The following is a 16,031-nucleotide window of genomic DNA, read 5'->3' as shown; positions in this document are numbered from 1 at the left end:
GCCAGCGCCAAATCCATCCTCGCAAAGCACCGCCGAGCCAAAAAAGCGCTCGCCATCGCAAAAGCGGGATGCAAATGAATGAGTCAGAACACTAGGTCTTTCAGGAACAGGGCATTCATCGTGCCCTTCAGCCCGACGTGGAGATGTGTGACGTCGCCCTCCGAAAGGGTGACGATCCGCACGCCGGCGAAGGCCATGCGCTTGAAGAGCCCTGCAATGTCCTCTTGATCGCGGCTGAGGCGGTCCTCCTGTCATGCACTTCCCCCTACAAGTCGCCGCGCAATGGATTGATGATCTGAAGCCCAGCAAAGTCTTTTTCGTTGTCCGTCACCACCACGCAGTCATTGGCATCCGCGACCGCGGCGATGATCATATCGAGTCCGCTACGAGGGCGTCCGACAGCCTTCCCTTCCGCCATCAGCTGCGCCCAGACCAGGCCTGCCTTGTCGTCGAACGACAAAATGCGCCCCGCAAACAGCGCTTGCGGTCCCTCTTGACCAACGAACCAGGCGTCGAGCGCATCGCGCTTCTTGCCGCGTGGCGTCTCCAGAATACCGCGCCGGATTTCGGCTACTGTCAGCGAGGCAATGAACAGATCGTCGTCGCGCTGCTGGCCTATCCAGGCCAACAGTGGCTCTGACGGTTTCGGCTTGACGATGTTGCTGATGATGTTGGTGTCGAGAAGATAGCGCGTCACAGATCGGCCTTACGCCCCTCTTCACGGGGGCGCGTCAGGTCGAGATCGGCACCAACGAGCGGCGAGCGACGCAACGCACTCAAGATGCCACCGTGCTTCGGTGACCCGCCAGAAACGGCCTGTTGCACCGCCCGTCGGAGATGCCCGGCTTCCGGCCCTTCCTCGGTCAACTTCCGGGCAAGCGCTCTGATGAGATCGCGATCGGTCTCGAGGGCTTGGAGCTCAAACCGCACGATGCCGCGCTTGATCAGCCGGGATCGGTAATTTTCGATCGCCCTTTTCTGCGCACTATTGCCCACGGATCGCCTCCAATGGTATATCTGGATATCTAGCCGAATCTTCGGCTTGCCGCAAGACTGCGACGGTCTCATTTGACGTCAGCAGCAGTAGTAAGAGGTCGGTGTGTTGTCCGACGTTGCGATTAAACAGATTGCATCTTGCAGAGGTGACCACGACAATATTTTTCGTGCGCTCGACTTTGCGATTTCCCTATCCGCTACGCTTCGCATCTCGGATCAACGCGCGATTACGACACAAGATACTGATATCGCTAGATATTTTTCTTGCGTTGGGGCCGCGACTCGCTATCTTTGTCACGATGCGGAGCGATCCGCGCAACGACAAGGACGCCGCGTTGGCGCGACCGAGAGGAACAACATCCGAAAAGCTTCGCGTGGTCGCCGATACGGCGCCCGGAGCCTCCGTTGCGACCGTCGCCGCATCGAAATCCGATCCGCGCCTGGTCAATTTGGTGCGCCTGCTGGCTCGGCAGGCCGTGCGGGATTTCGTCCAAGCCGAAACAGACAGACGGAAGCGTGACCGTCTCCCGGAATGAGGCGTCATGAAGATCGCGCTCTACGCCCGTTACTCATCAGACAACCGGCGCGACGCTTCGATCGAGGATCAATTGCGCCTATGCCGGCTCCACGCCGAGAAGCAAGGTTGGACTGTCGTCGACAGCTATACAGACCGAGCGATCTCTGGTGCATCGCTGCTTCGCCCCGGCATCCAGGAACTGATCGGCGACGCGATTCGGGTGAAGTTCGCCATGGTGCTTGCAGAGGCGATGGCCCGAGCCATGCTTCAAGCACGTGCTGCGCGATCAGATATCCTCCGAAGGGGTCGATCCGGATCGCCGTGCCGAGACCAGAGACGCGGCCTGTGTGGCTGTCGATTGCCAGCAAGGAGATAATCGGATGCCGAACCCCCGTCGGGTCTTGAATCAGAAACTGGCGGGGATCGTCTCCGGCTGCGGCGGTGACTGGAAAGGGCATTGCCCAGTCTAGCATGGCAAGGCGAGTCGCCCTAAGGCGCATTCATTGTGAAGGCTCATCCGAGTCACAAGGAAACCGGCGCCGCCTTTTTTAGAAACGGCGCCGGTTTCTTTGTCAAAGGTCTAGTGAGCGGCGGCACCTTGCTTGATCGCAGAGGCGAAGCCTTCGACGACCCGAACAAATAGATCGGGATCACGCAGTGCGTTCTTGAACTCCTCAGCCCAATCCGGATTGGACTCGGTCCACTTGATCAGCGCGGTCGCCTTGACGCCCCGATGCTTGATCAGGAAGTTGGAGATCTTTGCCGGCACCGCGCCCGCGACAAAGGCGGCGTTAGCCGGTTCGGCGCGCGCCAGAAGAATGAAGGCCCGTGAGAAGCTCGCGAGATCGTCCTCTTCCGCGAGTTTGGTCAGGAGGTCCAGTACCGGCCCGGAGGGGGTCGTGTAGGCTGCCGAGCCCTGGGATGCGATAGCCTCGGCAATGCGGTGCAGTGTTTCTGGGGGCATGCTCTTAATTCCTTCGTCAAGGCCGGCGAGCGCTTTGGCTTTTGCCCTGCGCTCGGCGGCGAGGTTTCTGATGTCGTTTGCGTCTTGTTCGGTGGGCACCCACACGCGGACTTCCTGCCAGCCTTCAGCCAGGCGAACGTCGCGCTGGCGTTTTACTCGCCTGACTACCGTAGGATCGGCCACGAAATGTCTCCGTACTGTCGTTACGTGATATAGGTCGTAACGACAGTACGGGAAAGTGGTTCCTCAGAAATGGAACTCAGAAAACCTTGCGTAGGAATCCCCGTCAGGTGCCTTATTGAAGTATGTATAAATAACGTTTATTATGGTGCCGAAATTAGCTCCTATGCGAAAGGTTTCTGTTGAACCGCGATAATCTCACTCACGTCGTGCGGGAACGATTGAAGCGGCTTCCGGCGCCCCATGCCGCGCATTACGGCGTGGTTCCGCTGCCCCCGCCCGAGGACGGCGTTGCCGTGGGTCCGGTCCTTGCCCGGCTCAGGGCGGCGGATACAGCCCTGGTGCGCATCGAGACGCTCGCGGCCGAACTAAATGACCCGTATCTGATCAGCCGCATCTTGCCACGGCGGGAAGCTGTCAGCAGCTCGGCGATCGAAGGCACCAACAGCACGCTTGACGAATTGCTGTCCGGTGAAGAAAGCGAAGACTCCCAGCAGGGCGAGGCGGTAATTCAGGTGCGTGATTACGCGCTCGCGCTCGATGACTTCCTGCCGCGGGCCAGACAAGAGAAACTGGAAATCTTCACAAGCGGTTTGGTGCAGGATCTGCATCGCGCCGTCATGCGCGGCGACGCGGAATACAAGGACAGGCCCGGCGATCTTCGCCAGGTTGTCGTCTGGATCGGCGGCAGGGGCGATATCGCTTACTCAACCTACAATCCGACGCCGCCGTCGGACATTGCCGCGTGCCTTGAGGGCACGATGAAGTACATGCGCTGCGAGGGCATGCAGGCAATGTACCAGAGCTTCATCGTGCGAATGGCGGTTGCGCACGCACATTTCGAGGCGGTCCACCCGTTTCGTGATGGCAATGGCCGCGTTGGCCGTCTGCTTTTGCCATTGATGATGGCCGCCGAAGGCATGATGCCGATTTACCTGTCGCCGTACATTGAAGCCCACAAGACAGCTTATTATGAATCGCTCAAGGCGGCTCAGCAGCGCCTCGAATGGCATGAAGCGGTCGGGTTCATGGCAGACGCGATTGTCGGCACCACAGATGAGCTCCTGAAGACCCGCGACGCCTTGTCTGCACTTGGCGATCTATGGCGGAAGCGGCGGAAGTTTCGCCAGGGCTCAGCCAGCCTGCGCGCACTCGATGTTCTGCCGCACTATCCGGTGCTGACCGTCAAGCGTCTGGCCTCGCTTCTCAGCATTACGGTGCCTGCAGCCTCGCAAGCGGTAGAGCAACTGGTCGAGAATGAAATCTTGAACGAGCGTACCGGCTATGCGCGCAACCGCGTCTTCGCCGCGCCCGACGCGCTGTCGATCATTAACCGCCCCTTCGGCGAAGAACCCATTCTTCCCGGTGCGGACACCTGACGGCCGCCATGCCGGGCTGATAATCGGTGACGCCGCGAGTTGCGGCCTCGCCCCGCCGTCGGTCATGCGTCGGCTGGACTTCCTTGAGACCCAGGCGATTTTCCATAGCACGCGATCCCGCAAATGCTCAATGATCACGTCGGAGGAAGGGAGATTCGGTAGATGGTCGGGGCGATTCTCCGAAGGACACTCAAGAGAGTGGTTGACCTTGCATCGATGCACAGCATCACGAGTGATGCGCTCATTGCGATGAGCAAGGACGATTATCAGGTTCTCCGTCGCGCGGCGACGCGTGCGCGGCTCGACAGGAAAGCGCGTTTCGCCTGCGCGAAATGCGGACATGCCGTCTATGCTCCGCGCGAAGGTCGGACCGGCCAGCCTTACTGGAAACACCACCCGGGTGCCCCACAAGTTTGTCCCTGGTGGACGGGGACGCCGGCCAGCGTCGATATCGTTAGCGCGCAGCAATTTGACGGAGCGCGGGAAAGCCCGCTGCATGCTAAAATCAAACATATCGTCGGTGAGTTATTGACCCACGATCAGCGCACGACCGCGGGAAGCGTCGTTGTCGATGAGTATCTCATCCTAGAGAATGGACGACGGCGTCCGGACGTACGGGCGATCTACGATCGCATGCCACTCGTTGTGGAGGTTCAACTTTCAACCACGCAAATCCCCATCATAGTGCAACGCGAAGATTTCTATGAGAACGCGTCCATTCGCCTGATGTGGCTGACTTGGAATTTTGAGCCACCCGCGAGCCGCCGATTACTCAGTTCGTTTGAGGACATTTTCTACTCCCACGACAAGAACCTGTTCTCAATGGACGATGAAACGATAGTCCTCTCCAGACAGCGGCAAGAAGTAATCTTGCGCGCGTTCTGGCTGGATGAAGATGCATGGCGCTCGAAATTGGTCACGATTTCCGACCTCAATTGGATCGAGGGAGGGCGCGCAAACGCGGTCCCGTCGAGGCCGCCTTGGCATCATGACTTTCTGTCGCGCTGGCGCGGCGCGCTCGGAGAAAAAGGTACGAAATGGAAAGAGCGTGAGATCCTGTTTGGCGAACTCGTCGCCAAAGTGGCGATTCCGGGGAGCGACGTCAACGAACTGCACGCGCTCGACGTGGATGCATTGATCAACTGTCTGCTTTCCCTGGTCGACGGTCGGCCGGTCGGATCGCGGCAGCAAAATCTTGTCGAGGTGCTGAACTCCTTCCTCAATGTCGAGCGACGACAGCGCTATGTGCGCCTCATTCGCACCTTCGCCCAACTGACCAACAGGGATGCTGTCCTTGAAATCGAGAGTGTTCGCAACAAGATCGGCAAAGCACGCACAGTGGCGCAAGACGATCGCCAAAGCGTGTCAGGAAAGATCGCGCTGGCCTTGTTCCCGGAGATCTTATCTTCAGCTTGACGCAATGCCAGCAGCGTATCGCAGCGCTTGACGTATTCTGCACCGCGATCAAGTGAGTCGAGGATTGCTGACGGGGCCGGACTGCCTCGGAGGCAGCGACTTGGTAGGAGACGATGGCGGAATAAGGTGGGAAATATCGTGCATTCCGTAGATAGTGACGGCCTCAACCCGCCGTTCTCGGCGATGGCGAACGTCTCCGGCCGCACGGCCGACACTGCATACCGTCACATCGCCTCGGCGCTGGTGCGTCTTGCCGATGGCGGCCGGCTGGTCACGATCACCGGCGCAACCTTCTCGCCCGAAGCCTCAGCCTGGCGCGACGCCTTCGCCCGATTGCAGGAACGCGGCCGGGTGGTGTTCACCGCCGCGATCGCTGGTGCGGTTGACGCCAAGCGCGGCACCACGACCGAGACGCGTCTCGCGATCATCGACAAGACGCCGGCCGATGACCCGCGCATATTCCCGAAGTCGCCGGGAATCGCGCCCGACGTCGCGACGCTGCTCCGCTGGATCGGCGAACACGTTCCAGCTCGCTTGCCAGTCGCCTCGACTGGCGCGCTTCCCGTGTCAGCCTCGCCGGCACGCACCGTGCGCGGCTATCTGGCGCGGGTGGCCGCACAGTCGACCAAGGTGTCGGTCACCGATCCCGAAGCCGTTGATCTCGCCTATGAGACAATCGACTGGACGCCGCCCGAGGGCGCGCGCCTCAGCGACGCCATCTACGAGGAGTACCGGCTGCAATCGATCCGGATCCCCGGCGCGCAGGCGCACCCGACCAAGCTGGTGCAGTCGGCGGCGATGGCCTCGGTCGCGCCGGCAAAGCCGAGCTAACGGCCACGTCTGCCGGCCAACCTCGTCAGGGACGGCATCCTGTCCGACGCCCAGCTCGAGACGCTGATCTATGCCGGCGAGGCGCACGGTCATTATCTCGCCGGCGCCTGGACCGTTGACGAGACCTTCGATCTCGTCACGGCCGCCCGCGACGACGCGTCGAACGTCGTTCGTTTCCGTCGAGGCTTCATGCTCGGCGACGGGACCGGCGCCGGCAAGGGTCGCCAGTCCGCCGGCATCATTCTCGACAATTGGCTGCAGGGCCGGCGCAAGGCGGTCTGGGTCTCGAAGTCCGACAAGCTGCTCGAGGACGTCCAGCGCGACTGGTCGGCGCTCGGCATGGAGCGTCTGCTGGTCACACCACTCTCGCGCTTCCCTCAAGGGCGTGAGATCCGGTTGGCCGAAGGTGTCCTATTTTTAGCCTACGCTACGCTGCGGTCCGACGACCGCGGCGAGAAGCTTTCGCGCGTGCGGCAGATTGTTCAATGGTTGGGCTCCGACTTCGACGGTGTCATTATTTTCGACGAGAGCCATGCCATGCAGAATGCCGGTGGCGGCAAGGGCGAGCGGGGCGATGTCGCGCCCTCGCAGCAGGGCCGTGCTGGCTTGCGCCTGCAGCACGCGCTCCCGAACGCCCGCGTCGTCTATGTCTCGGCGACGGGCGCCACCACGATCCACAATCTCGCCTACGCCCAGCGGCTCGGCCTGTGGGGTGGCGAGGATTTCCCGTTCGCGACCCGCGCCGAGTTCGTCGAGGCGATCGAGGAGGGCGGCGTCGCGGCGATGGAGGTGCTCTCCCGCGACCTTCGCTCACTCGGCCTTTACACCGCCCGCTCGCTTTCCTACGACGGCATCGAATATGAGCTGGTCGAGTACCAGCTTACCGACGAGCAGCGGCGCATCTACGACGCCTACGCCGGCGCCTTGAGCGTCATCCACAATCACCTCGACGCAGCCATGCAGGCCGCTAACATCACCGGCGAGACCCGCACGCTCAATCGCCAAGCAAAGGCGGCCGCGCGCTCGGCCTTCGAGTCAGCCAAGCAGCGCTTCTTCGGTCATCTGCTCACCAGCATGAAGACGCCGACCTTGGTCCACTGCATCGAGCGGGATCTGGCCGAGGGCCATGCCGCGGTGATCCAGATCGTGTCGACCGGCGAGGCGCTGATGGAGCGTCGGCTCGCCGAGATTCCACCTGAGGAATGGAACGACGTGCGCGTGGACATCACGCCGCGCGAATACGTGCTGGATTACGTCGCCCATTCCTTCCCGGTGCAGCTCTATGAGCCCTTCACTGACGCCGAGGGCAATCTCTCGTCCCGGCCCGTCTTCCGCAACGGCCAGCCGGTCGAGAGCCGCGAGGCCGTCGCCCGCCGCAATGAGCTGATCGAGCGGCTCGCTTCTCTTCCGCCTGTTCCCGGCGCGCTCGACCAGATCGTGCAGCGTTTCGGCGCAGACCTCGTGGCGGAGGTGACCGGACGGTCGCGACGCGTGGTGCACAAGGGTGACCGCCTCGCCGTCGAGACCCGGGCCGCCTCCGCCAATCTCGCCGAGGCCGCCGCCTTCATGGATGACGCAAAGCGCGTGCTTGTCTTCTCGGAGGCTGGCGGCACGGGTCGCAGCTACCACGCCGAGCTCTCGGAGCGGAACCGCCGGCTTCGCGTCCATTATTTGCTCGAGCCGGGCTGGAAGGCCGATGCCGCGATCCAGGGTCTCGGTCGCACGAACCGCACCAACCAGGCGCAGCCACCGCTGTTCCGGCCGATCGCGACCGACGTCAAGGCCGAGAAGCGTTTCCTTTCGACCATTGCGCGCCGGCTCGACACGCTGGGTGCCATTACGCGCGGCCAGCGCCAGACCGGCGGCCAGGGCCTGTTCCGGCCCGAGGACAATCTTGAGAGCCACTACGCCCGCGATGCGCTGCGCCAGCTCTATCTGCTGCTTGTGCGCGGCAAGGTCGAAGGCTGCTCGCTCCAGATCTTCGAGAACGCCACGGGCCTGAAGCTCATGGACGCGAACGGCATCAAGGACGAGCTGCCGCCGATCACGCGTGACGCCGAGGCGGTGTGCCGCCATTACCTGTCCAACGGAAGGCGCCAGGGCCGCTACTGGATGGTCGGCGACGTCCGCAATACGCCCGGCCGGTCGATGTTCGTCCGGCTCAGCGGACCGGAATTCGGTCCTGGCGCCGCCGGGCATTGGCGGGATGCCGCCTCGGCCGAATATGGCGATCTCCTTGACGTGATCCGCGAGAGCTGCGGTTTCGTAGACTTTCGCGATGTCGCCAATGAGGCCCGACGCTTTCTGAGTCTGCCCCATCCAGAACTGGAGCCGGAGCCAAATCGCCTCCGCTCGAGAAAATCGCCCGCGTCCCTCGGATCTTCGCCTGCTCGGATTTGACGCCCTTCGGGCCGCGAGCCGCGTGCAGATCCCGGCGCAGGACGTCGCGCGCTTTATGGAGCTGGCGGCATAGCCGGAACGGATAAGGGCAATGCGGCCGCTTCATTACGGGAGGCCGGTGGTCCTGCCTCCCCTCGGCGCCGGAGAGGACCGCACCCACGGCCTTCTGAGAGGGCGATCGGGCGGCAAGCGGCTCGGACCGGCAACCTCGTGGGTCGACTATTTTCCGTCGGCGGCAGCCGCAATCTGACCTTCGCGATGATCGACAGCCGCGATTTCCTGGTCGCGAAGAAGCGCGCAGACAATCAGGTGCTCATGCCGCCCGGCCCGAAAGTCGCGTTGACCGGTGGACTCGACTTCAACGATCACCGGTTGATCTGGGCCAAGCTCGATCAGGTTCACGCCAAGCATGCGGACATGGTGTTGCTGCACGGCGGATCGCCCAGGGGCGCCGAGTTGATCGCCGCCAAGTGGGCCGACAACCGCAAGGTTCCGCAGATCGCCTTCAAGCCCGACTGGACGAAGCATGCCAAGGCCGCTCCGTTCAAACGCAACGATGCGATGCTCAACGAGCTGCCGATCGGGGTGATGTATTTCCCGGGCACAGGCATCCAGGACAATCTGGCCGACAAGGCAAAGAAACTCGGCATCCCGGTCTGGAAGTTTGGCGGCGCATAGGCGCCGCCGTACCCCGTCGTGCAGAACGACGGGCGAGCTGAGAGTCCAATCGCGCCATGAAGTACCTAACAACCCTCAGGCGTCCTCATCATAGTAATGTGACTCATCAATGGCGCCCGATGTATCCAGCTCCGGCTGCCTATACCCGACCCGACTGGCTACACGCTCAAATGACATGATCGTTGTGAACGCGATCGAATCTCCGTGAAAGGGTTTATCCGGATCGTTCTCCCCATTGAGCGCACCTGAGACATTTGCCACAAGGACATCGTCTCCAACGTCCAGACTTACTTCTTTGACGTAAAGCTCATCAAAAAAGGCGTTCGTCATAGCCATCTCACCCGAGAGGGCGTCCTCGATCATCATGGGATCTTCTTGAATGAAGGACACGTTGATGTACTCTTCGAGATCTCGGGTGTACCAAACCTCACCAGAAAAATAGCCGTTTGTGCTAATAAAGTTGGAGAGCTGCGACGCCAGTTCGTCAACAACGGGTAGGCCCGCGGGAAGACCGTTGAGCTGCCGCACGCGCTGGTCCATCAAGCGCAGATCGGGCATGAGGATCGCGGCCTTGTCCAAAGCCGCAAGCTGGTACTTCGGCTCGGCCCTCAGAGCCGCCGCGGTACCATAGCCAAAATACGCAGCCACGATCTCGTGGGCGTGACCTGATCCGAGCTTGCCGCCGGCCAGATTGTTGAACGTCATACGCAGAAAGTCTGCGCAGTCCTTTTGGATGGTAGACATGGCAAATCCATTTTACTCCGGCGTCTTAGTGGCAGTCACAAGCGCTTCATGACCACCGCGCGCCGGCAGAATGGTTGCCGTTGGGGTGTTCGATTGAGAAATCGAGATGCCGCCTTTTGGGTCGCTTGCAGCCCAGGCAATCGGCTCCTGACCGTCAATATGGTCACTTTGTCTGTCGCGCGCAACTGGATCTGTGACGATTCCGGTCGCTGCTTTTGCTGCTATAGTGTTGCTCGCGCCGTGGTCGTGGTGGAAGGCACGACCGTCAGACCTTTATCTCACGGAGCCCACCACCATGGTCATCTTCGGACCACTGCTCGTCGTCGTTGGCATCGGCTTTTTTCTGCTGGCTGCTGTTCACACTCGCTGTTTTCGCGCTGCCCCTCTTCGTTGGCCTGACGATCGGCATCTGGGCCTTCTACACCGGCGCCGGAATGCTCAGTGGCACGGCAGCAGGGCTCGTGGCGGGCGGTGCAACCATTTGCATTGGCCAACTCGCGCTTGCCTACGTGCCATGGACTTGGCTTAGACTCTTGATCATCCTCCTGTATGTCGCGCCCGCCACGTTCGCGGGTTACAGCGCGACGCACGGAATCGCCCAGATGACGATGCCTTCGCCCGCCTGGCAAACGATCTTCGCGATCGTTGGCGCGACTGCCGTCACCATCACGGCGTTCATCCGCTTTACGGCTACGACCGCACCCGGATCCGTCGGACGGGATTTGGCGCAGGGCTAACACCCGAGCGTCGGACGTTGGGCCGCGACAAGATCAGGCGTCCAGAGCGCTCGCGGCGCCCATCCCCGATACTCGATAGAGAACGGTGAAGCTCGATCATCGCGATGTGGCCGAGCTAACGGCGGCTGTTGAAACGCGGTGGTCTAGGCGGTGACGTCCCACAAACACGGCCGACAACTCGAGTCGTCGGGCGTATTGCTCGAGTGCGGTCGCGGAAACCTAGATCCTTGTGTCGCCATGCGGCCGGGAGCCAATCACCACTGAATTCGTTGGGCCGGCTTCCCGGCGGGACTCGCTATCGCTGCGTTCTCCTTGATGTCAGCTCTGTTCGGATCGAGCGCGCGAAACGGCCTCTTCGATGGATGGATCTGGCCGAAGGCCGGCTAAGAAGCCTCGACCGCCTATGGCGCAACAGCGGCGTCACAACTTTCATCCCCTGCCGGCTGCGCCGTCATTCCTCGCGAAACAAGAAAGTTCCTCCTTTGCTGTCGAGCCCCTGCGGGGTGCGCCGTCGATCGCCTCCGGCCTGTCGATCACCATTGAGGCCGCAAGGTGCGGGCTCGGAAAACAGAGATCAAGGAGAACTACCATGGCGACCATCGGCACCTTCAAGAAGACCGGCAACAACGAGTTCAACGGCGAAATCGTCACCCTCTCGCTCCAGGCCAGGAACGTCCGCATCATCCCCGAGACCAGCCGCTCGGGCGACAGCGCCCCCAGCCACCGGATCTATGTCGGCCGTGTCGAGATCGGGGCCGCCTGGTCCAAGCGCTCCAACGAGGGCCGCGATTATCTGGGTCTCAAGCTCGACGATCCGAGCTTCACCGCTCCGATCTTCGCCAACCTCTTCGCCGACGAGGAAGGCGAGGGCTTCAGCCTGATCTGGTCTCGCCCCAGCCGTCGCAACGGCGACTGACCCGATCCACAATGCCTTGCCCGGCTGGTCCGGGCGGGGCATTATTTGCTCAGGAGCCGGCCGCGATCTTGCGGCAGCGTCGCACCACGACCATGCGAGCTTCGCAGGACGGACGCACTGATTCCCTCGAGGAGCTCTAGTCGCAAGCCACCGAGGGCGCGTCGTCGTGCTTGAGGTGTCGCTTTCGGACATTGTAACTCACCAGCCAGATCACGCCGACCGCGATCGGCACGAAGGCTGCGGTTAGGAACGAGGGCTCTACTCGCAGTCCGACATCATGCGCGCCCTTGGCAAGATAACTAAACAGGCTGACCACATAATATCCTATCGCCCCGACCGACAATCCTTCGACCGTGCACTGCAGGCGAAGTTGCTGTCTCGCGCGCTCGTTGATAGCCTGCAACAGGTCACGATTCTGTTGCTCGATTTCGACGTCGACCCGGGTTCGCAACAGATCGGCGGCACGCGCGAGCTTCACCGACAGAGTCGCCTGACGATCCTCCACAGTCGCGCAGGTTCGCATCGCCGGCGCCATGCGGCGCGCCAGAAACGACGACCAGGTTGGATAACCCGAGACATCGTTGCCTTCAATGATGGACAGTCGCGATTGGACCAGCTCGTTATAGGCCCTGCTGGCGCCGAAGCGAAACAGGCTGCCGGTCGCGCCTCTTTCGAAGGAGGCGGCCAGCGCCGTCAGTTCGGCAAGCAGATGGTTGTTGAACTGCAGCCCCTCACCGCTTTGCATTTTCTCGAGCGCCTCAACAAGACGGCGGTCGATGCGATCAACAGATGGTGCAAGCTCAAGGGCCGCCGACAGGCCAAGCAGCGCCAATGGACGGTAGGTCTCGATTTCCAGGAGCCGTTGCACCAGCGCTCCGAGATCGTGCGGCGTCAACCCGAGGTCGCAGACGAGGATTTTCGTGAAGCCTTTTTCGTCTACGCGGAAGTCTGAGGCAGCAACCCCTGCACCGCTCTTTGTGGCAACCATGGCCAGGCTATTCTTGTCAAAAACCTGTTCGGCGCGCCTGGTCGGCGAGGCGTCCTGCTCCACTTCTAGCCTAATCGCGACCAGCAACTGTCCGGTCTGACGCAACGCGTGGATCAGCGATCGGACGGTACCATCAACTTTGTCAAATTGGTGTGCGGCAGAACAATTTGCGTTAGTCCAGATCCAGGTGAATGTTGTAAATTCCGAATGCTGCTCCCAGCGTAGCGTAGCGGGCCCGATGACAATCTGATGAAGTTTCGCCGATTGCTCAGGCGGCGGAAGATTGCGCTCGAGGCAAAAATCGATAAAACGGCAGCGATCGCTTGTGGCCGCCTCGCCCTGTGCGAGAAAAGCGAAGTGGATCACGCTGAAGGGCGAAACAAGGCGCGTGAAAGGGCGCGCGTGCACTTCGCCGAGCACAGCGTTGCGTTGCGGATGTGGCGTGAAGGTTCGCAGATCCAGTTCATCGGTCATGTCTTGACGCCTCGCTTCAGGGTGAGCAGGCAACCGTCAGTCTTGACGCGGGAGGCAATGGCGGTGCTGGGAAACGGTTGCGCGCGGCTAGGTTGCCGATCAAGTCATCTCGACGATCATTACCGAGGCCGCCTTGAACTCGGGAAAGAGATCTTGCGGGAGGAGGGTCAGGCCAGGCAGATTGAGATGGAGCAGCCTCATCCAGCTTTCGAATGACGCCATCAACGACCTCTGCCGGGTATGGTCCGGTGTCTATGGCGAAATGCCGGCATTGTGGCTCAATAGGTGTAGCGGTGCGCCAACAAGCCGTTCCGCGACCTTGGCGGTGGCGCGCGGCACCGTCCGACGAATGCCTAGATCTACCTGGACATGGTTGTCTGTCTCCAAATCCCGCCGACATCGCCCGCCACCGAAGGGGTGCCGCGTGCAAGTGAAGATACGCCGGCCCTCTTCTGAAAGCAGTTTTCCGGTGGCATGACCGATGCCGCGCGAGGCCGTGGCAAGCAGGAACGTGTTCCGTTGTCCCAGCGTGGTGCAGACAGGCGACCTCCGGCGAGGCAACCGCATTGTCGATTGACGGATCGAGACCCAAACGCGACTCCCATCTTGTTGCCGTCGCCAAACTTCATGGCGCAGAGAGCCGGTGCAGGATTTGGGCCAGCACTATAGAAGGGGCACTCTCGCGTCTTTTTTGATGCAATGTGGCTTTCGAAGACAGTCGGAGGCGGGTTTCAGACATGAAGCGCGCTTGTATTCTGACAGAATGCGCACGTGGCACAGGCCACAGGGAATTGCCTGTTTCGGCAAGGTGATCGCTCGCCCGGCCGCTGCCATTGTCTGAGCGGCCACGCTCTGGTTGGATTTGTCGATGCAGAGCCTGCGAGTGACCGCGCCCGGACCTGCCGGGCAAGGCTCGGCGATGGGCTGATAATTTCACGTCGAGTGAGGTTGACTGGATCACACAGCCGGAGCGCTCGCCGCTTTGAAGCGTCACTCAGAGCAGCGCAAGCGTCGTGGCTCGACCGATTGTCGCAGGGAGGCAGATACGTGGCGATCGTTGTGAGCGATCGACCAAATAGCGGCGGATCACAGATACGGCCGGCGACTATTGTGAGCGGGGCGTAGGGCCGAGGCAGTGATCGCGGAAGCGCAAATCTGCACCTGGCAGCACAAAGAGCCAATCACCACTGAATTCGTTGGGCCGGCTTCCCGGCGGGACTCGCTATCGCTGCGTTCTCCTTGATGTCAGCTCTGTTCGGATCGAGCGCGCGAAACGGCCTCTTCGATGGATGGATCTGGCCGAAGGCCGGCTAAGAAGCCTCGACCGCCTATGGCGCAACAGCGGCGTCACAACTTTCATCCCCTGCCGGCTGCGCCGTCATTCCTCGCGAAACAAGAAAGTTCCTCCTTTGCTGTCGAGCCCCTGCGGGGTGCGCCGTCGATCGCCTCCGGCCTGTCGATCACCATTGAGGCCGCAAGGTGCGGGCTCGGAAAACAGAGATCAAGGAGAACTACCATGGCGACCATCGGCACCTTCAAGAAGACCGGCAACAACGAGTTCAACGGCGAAATCGTCACCCTCTCGCTCCAGGCCAGGAACGTCCGCATCATCCCCGAGACCAGCCGCTCGGGCGACAGCGCCCCCAGCCACCGGATCTATGTCGGCCGTGTCGAGATCGGGGCCGCCTGGTCCAAGCGCTCCAACGAGGGCCGCGATTATCTGGGTCTCAAGCTCGACGATCCGAGCTTCACCGCTCCGATCTTCGCCAACCTCTTCGCCGACGAGGAAGGCGAGGGCTTCAGCCTGATCTGGTCTCGCCCCAGCCGTCGCAACGGCGACATTTTCGCCGTTAAATCGATCAGCATTTTCTTCGATTCCGCCAAGCGCTTTCGCGCGGTCGGGATGTCTTTCGACGCGATCGACGAGAAAGCACCGTTGAGTTTCGATAGAGCTGGAGCAAGTAGGTCGATGCTGGCGCCCCGCCGATCTCCGAGGGAGGATGCCTCTGAAAGCAGGTTGCTCGCCTGAAGAAGGCGAAAGGCCTGAGCCAGCTTGGTAGCCGCGCTCATTTCTTCGCCTTTAGCCCGATTTCGACCAGCCGGCGGACAGCCTCGGAGCGTGTAACGCCGTTTGCAACGGCCCACGCATTGAGATCGTTCATGAACTCGTCTGAGAATCTGAAGGTTCGCGACGGATCCTTACCCGTTGCCGGCACGCCCGGCGGGTTTTTCCTTGCGGTGTGATGCGCTGTCCCCCTAGGCTGCCCGTTATTGCTTCAAAGGGAGAGAGCGACGTGGCGACAGGTACTGTGAAATGGTTCAATCCAGTCAAGGGATTTGGATTCATCCAGCCCGACAATGGCGGCAAGGACGTATTCGTGCATATCTCGGCCGTAGAAAAGGCCGGCCTCAGCGGCCTCAACGAGGGCGCCAAGGTGAGTTACGAAGAGAGGGAAAACCGGGGCAAGACGTCCGCGGAAAATCTGAGAGTCGGCTAACGATGGTCGGAGGCAATTCCCCGCCGGCATTCGCGCCCGGCGGTTTTTTCTTTGGTGACGGCGGCGCCGTTAAGCCGCGGGCGGAAAACTGGCTAGGCGCCAATCACCAACGGCGATATGCGCGGTGATACCCGTAACCCCGATGCACGCCATAACCATAGCGGCGAACACCGTAGCCGTACCGTCGGTAGGCGGGCGCGGTGCGGACACAACCGCGCGGGCCGCAGACCACGGCGACGTTCTCGACGTTTGAAGCGGCGGAAAGTGGGGCAGCCGGCATAGCGGACGCTGTTCCTCCCGCGGCAAGGCTACC

At 61.4% G+C, this 16,031-nt stretch carries 12 protein-coding genes and 5 pseudogenes; 10 read left to right on the top strand and 7 right to left on the bottom strand.

Annotated features, from left to right (window positions below):
* Positions 1-265 precede the first annotated feature (265 nt).
* Positions 266-697 (bottom strand): PIN domain-containing protein, encoded by a 432-nt coding sequence (locus ABIB78_RS38075; protein ID WP_429034189.1) that lies wholly within the window; start codon positions 695-697, stop codon positions 266-268.
* Positions 694-996, bottom strand: a complete 303-nt coding sequence (locus tag ABIB78_RS38070) for a hypothetical protein (RefSeq protein ID WP_429034188.1) — start codon at positions 994-996, stop codon at positions 694-696. Before ABIB78_RS38070 ends, ABIB78_RS38075 begins: the two co-directional genes overlap by 4 nt.
* A gap of 146 nt (positions 997-1,142) precedes the next feature.
* Between ABIB78_RS38070 and ABIB78_RS38065 the strand changes: the two genes are divergently transcribed.
* Entirely contained in the window at positions 1,143-1,532 is a 390-nt protein-coding gene (locus ABIB78_RS38065) for a hypothetical protein (RefSeq protein ID WP_429034187.1), read from the top strand.
* A gap of 6 nt (positions 1,533-1,538) precedes the next feature.
* Positions 1,539-1,772, top strand: a pseudogene (locus tag ABIB78_RS38060) (recombinase family protein); the annotation flags it as partial.
* A 321-nt stretch (positions 1,773-2,093) separates the two neighbouring features.
* Here the strand turns inward: ABIB78_RS38060 and ABIB78_RS38055 are convergent.
* Positions 2,094-2,660 (bottom strand): hypothetical protein, encoded by a 567-nt coding sequence (locus ABIB78_RS38055; RefSeq protein ID WP_429034186.1) that lies wholly within the window; start codon positions 2,658-2,660, stop codon positions 2,094-2,096.
* 179 nt (positions 2,661-2,839) lie between these two features.
* On the opposite strand from ABIB78_RS38055, the gene ABIB78_RS38050 reads away from it, so the two are divergent.
* The 4 genes and pseudogenes from ABIB78_RS38050 to ABIB78_RS38035 form a co-directional block, all read left to right on the top strand.
* Complete coding sequence (locus tag ABIB78_RS38050) at positions 2,840-4,036, top strand: Fic family protein (RefSeq protein WP_429034185.1); 1,197 nt, start codon at positions 2,840-2,842, stop codon at positions 4,034-4,036.
* Positions 4,037-4,198: 162 nt separating this feature from the next.
* Positions 4,199-5,452, top strand: a complete 1,254-nt coding sequence (locus tag ABIB78_RS38045) for a DUF6035 family protein (protein ID WP_429034184.1) — start codon at positions 4,199-4,201, stop codon at positions 5,450-5,452.
* Between the two features lie 162 nt (positions 5,453-5,614).
* Positions 5,615-8,332, top strand: a pseudogene (locus tag ABIB78_RS38040) (strawberry notch-like NTP hydrolase domain-containing protein); the annotation flags it as partial.
* A 591-nt stretch (positions 8,333-8,923) separates the two neighbouring features.
* A pseudogene (locus tag ABIB78_RS38035) lies at positions 8,924-9,361 on the top strand (DUF2493 domain-containing protein); the annotation flags it as partial.
* 75 nt (positions 9,362-9,436) lie between these two features.
* On the opposite strand, the gene ABIB78_RS38030 reads toward ABIB78_RS38035, so the two are convergent.
* Positions 9,437-10,105 carry a hypothetical protein gene (locus tag ABIB78_RS38030; protein ID WP_429034183.1) on the bottom strand — a complete coding sequence of 223 codons (669 nt, stop codon included), beginning with the start codon at positions 10,103-10,105 and terminating at the stop codon, positions 9,437-9,439.
* A 295-nt stretch (positions 10,106-10,400) separates the two neighbouring features.
* Here ABIB78_RS38030 and ABIB78_RS38025 point away from each other — a divergent pair.
* Positions 10,401-10,842: pseudogene (locus tag ABIB78_RS38025) on the top strand (hypothetical protein).
* A 589-nt stretch (positions 10,843-11,431) separates the two neighbouring features.
* Entirely contained in the window at positions 11,432-11,758 is a 327-nt protein-coding gene (locus ABIB78_RS38020) for a DUF736 domain-containing protein (protein WP_429034182.1), read from the top strand.
* A gap of 136 nt (positions 11,759-11,894) precedes the next feature.
* On the opposite strand, the gene ABIB78_RS38015 is transcribed toward ABIB78_RS38020, so the two are convergent.
* The 3 genes from ABIB78_RS38015 to ABIB78_RS38005 all read right to left on the bottom strand — a co-directional run bounded on the left by ABIB78_RS38015 (position 11,895) and on the right by ABIB78_RS38005 (position 13,787).
* On the bottom strand, positions 11,895-13,220 hold the full coding sequence (locus ABIB78_RS38015; protein ID WP_429034181.1) for a DUF3422 family protein: 1,326 nt from the start codon (positions 13,218-13,220) through the stop codon (positions 11,895-11,897).
* 99 nt (positions 13,221-13,319) lie between these two features.
* A complete protein-coding gene (locus ABIB78_RS38010) occupies positions 13,320-13,442 on the bottom strand; it encodes a hypothetical protein (RefSeq protein WP_429034180.1) in 123 nt (40 codons plus the stop codon).
* A 30-nt stretch (positions 13,443-13,472) separates the two neighbouring features.
* Entirely contained in the window at positions 13,473-13,787 is a 315-nt protein-coding gene (locus ABIB78_RS38005; RefSeq protein WP_429034179.1) for an SDR family NAD(P)-dependent oxidoreductase, read from the bottom strand.
* Between the two features lie 949 nt (positions 13,788-14,736).
* Here ABIB78_RS38005 and ABIB78_RS38000 point away from each other — a divergent pair.
* Positions 14,737-15,060 (top strand): annotated as a pseudogene (locus ABIB78_RS38000) (DUF736 domain-containing protein); the annotation flags it as partial.
* Positions 15,061-15,514: 454 nt separating this feature from the next.
* Entirely contained in the window at positions 15,515-15,718 is a 204-nt protein-coding gene (locus ABIB78_RS37995; protein WP_429034178.1) for a cold-shock protein, read from the top strand.
* Positions 15,719-16,031: the final 313 nt, after the last annotated feature.

The organism is Bradyrhizobium sp. I1.14.4, assembly GCF_050435825.1.
In the GTDB taxonomy this organism is placed as follows: domain Bacteria; phylum Pseudomonadota; class Alphaproteobacteria; order Rhizobiales; family Xanthobacteraceae; genus Bradyrhizobium.
Note: the sequence above shows the minus strand (reverse complement) of the source record. Positions and strands in the feature narration are given on the sequence as shown.

What these genes read in the sequence shown, in the direction of transcription:
- ABIB78_RS38005 (WP_429034179.1), bottom strand. Translation starts at nt 13,787, where the DNA reads ATGCGGTTGCCTCGCCGGAGGTCGCCTGTCTGCACCACGCTGGGACAA.
- ABIB78_RS38015 (WP_429034181.1), bottom strand. Translation starts at nt 13,220, where the DNA reads ATGACCGATGAACTGGATCTGCGAACCTTCACGCCACATCCGCAACGC.
- ABIB78_RS38020 (WP_429034182.1), top strand. Translation starts at nt 11,432, where the DNA reads ATGGCGACCATCGGCACCTTCAAGAAGACCGGCAACAACGAGTTCAAC.
- ABIB78_RS38010 (WP_429034180.1), bottom strand. Translation starts at nt 13,442, where the DNA reads ATGGCGTCATTCGAAAGCTGGATGAGGCTGCTCCATCTCAATCTGCCT.
- ABIB78_RS38045 (WP_429034184.1), top strand. Translation starts at nt 4,199, where the DNA reads ATGGTCGGGGCGATTCTCCGAAGGACACTCAAGAGAGTGGTTGACCTT.
- ABIB78_RS38030 (WP_429034183.1), bottom strand. Translation starts at nt 10,105, where the DNA reads ATGTCTACCATCCAAAAGGACTGCGCAGACTTTCTGCGTATGACGTTC.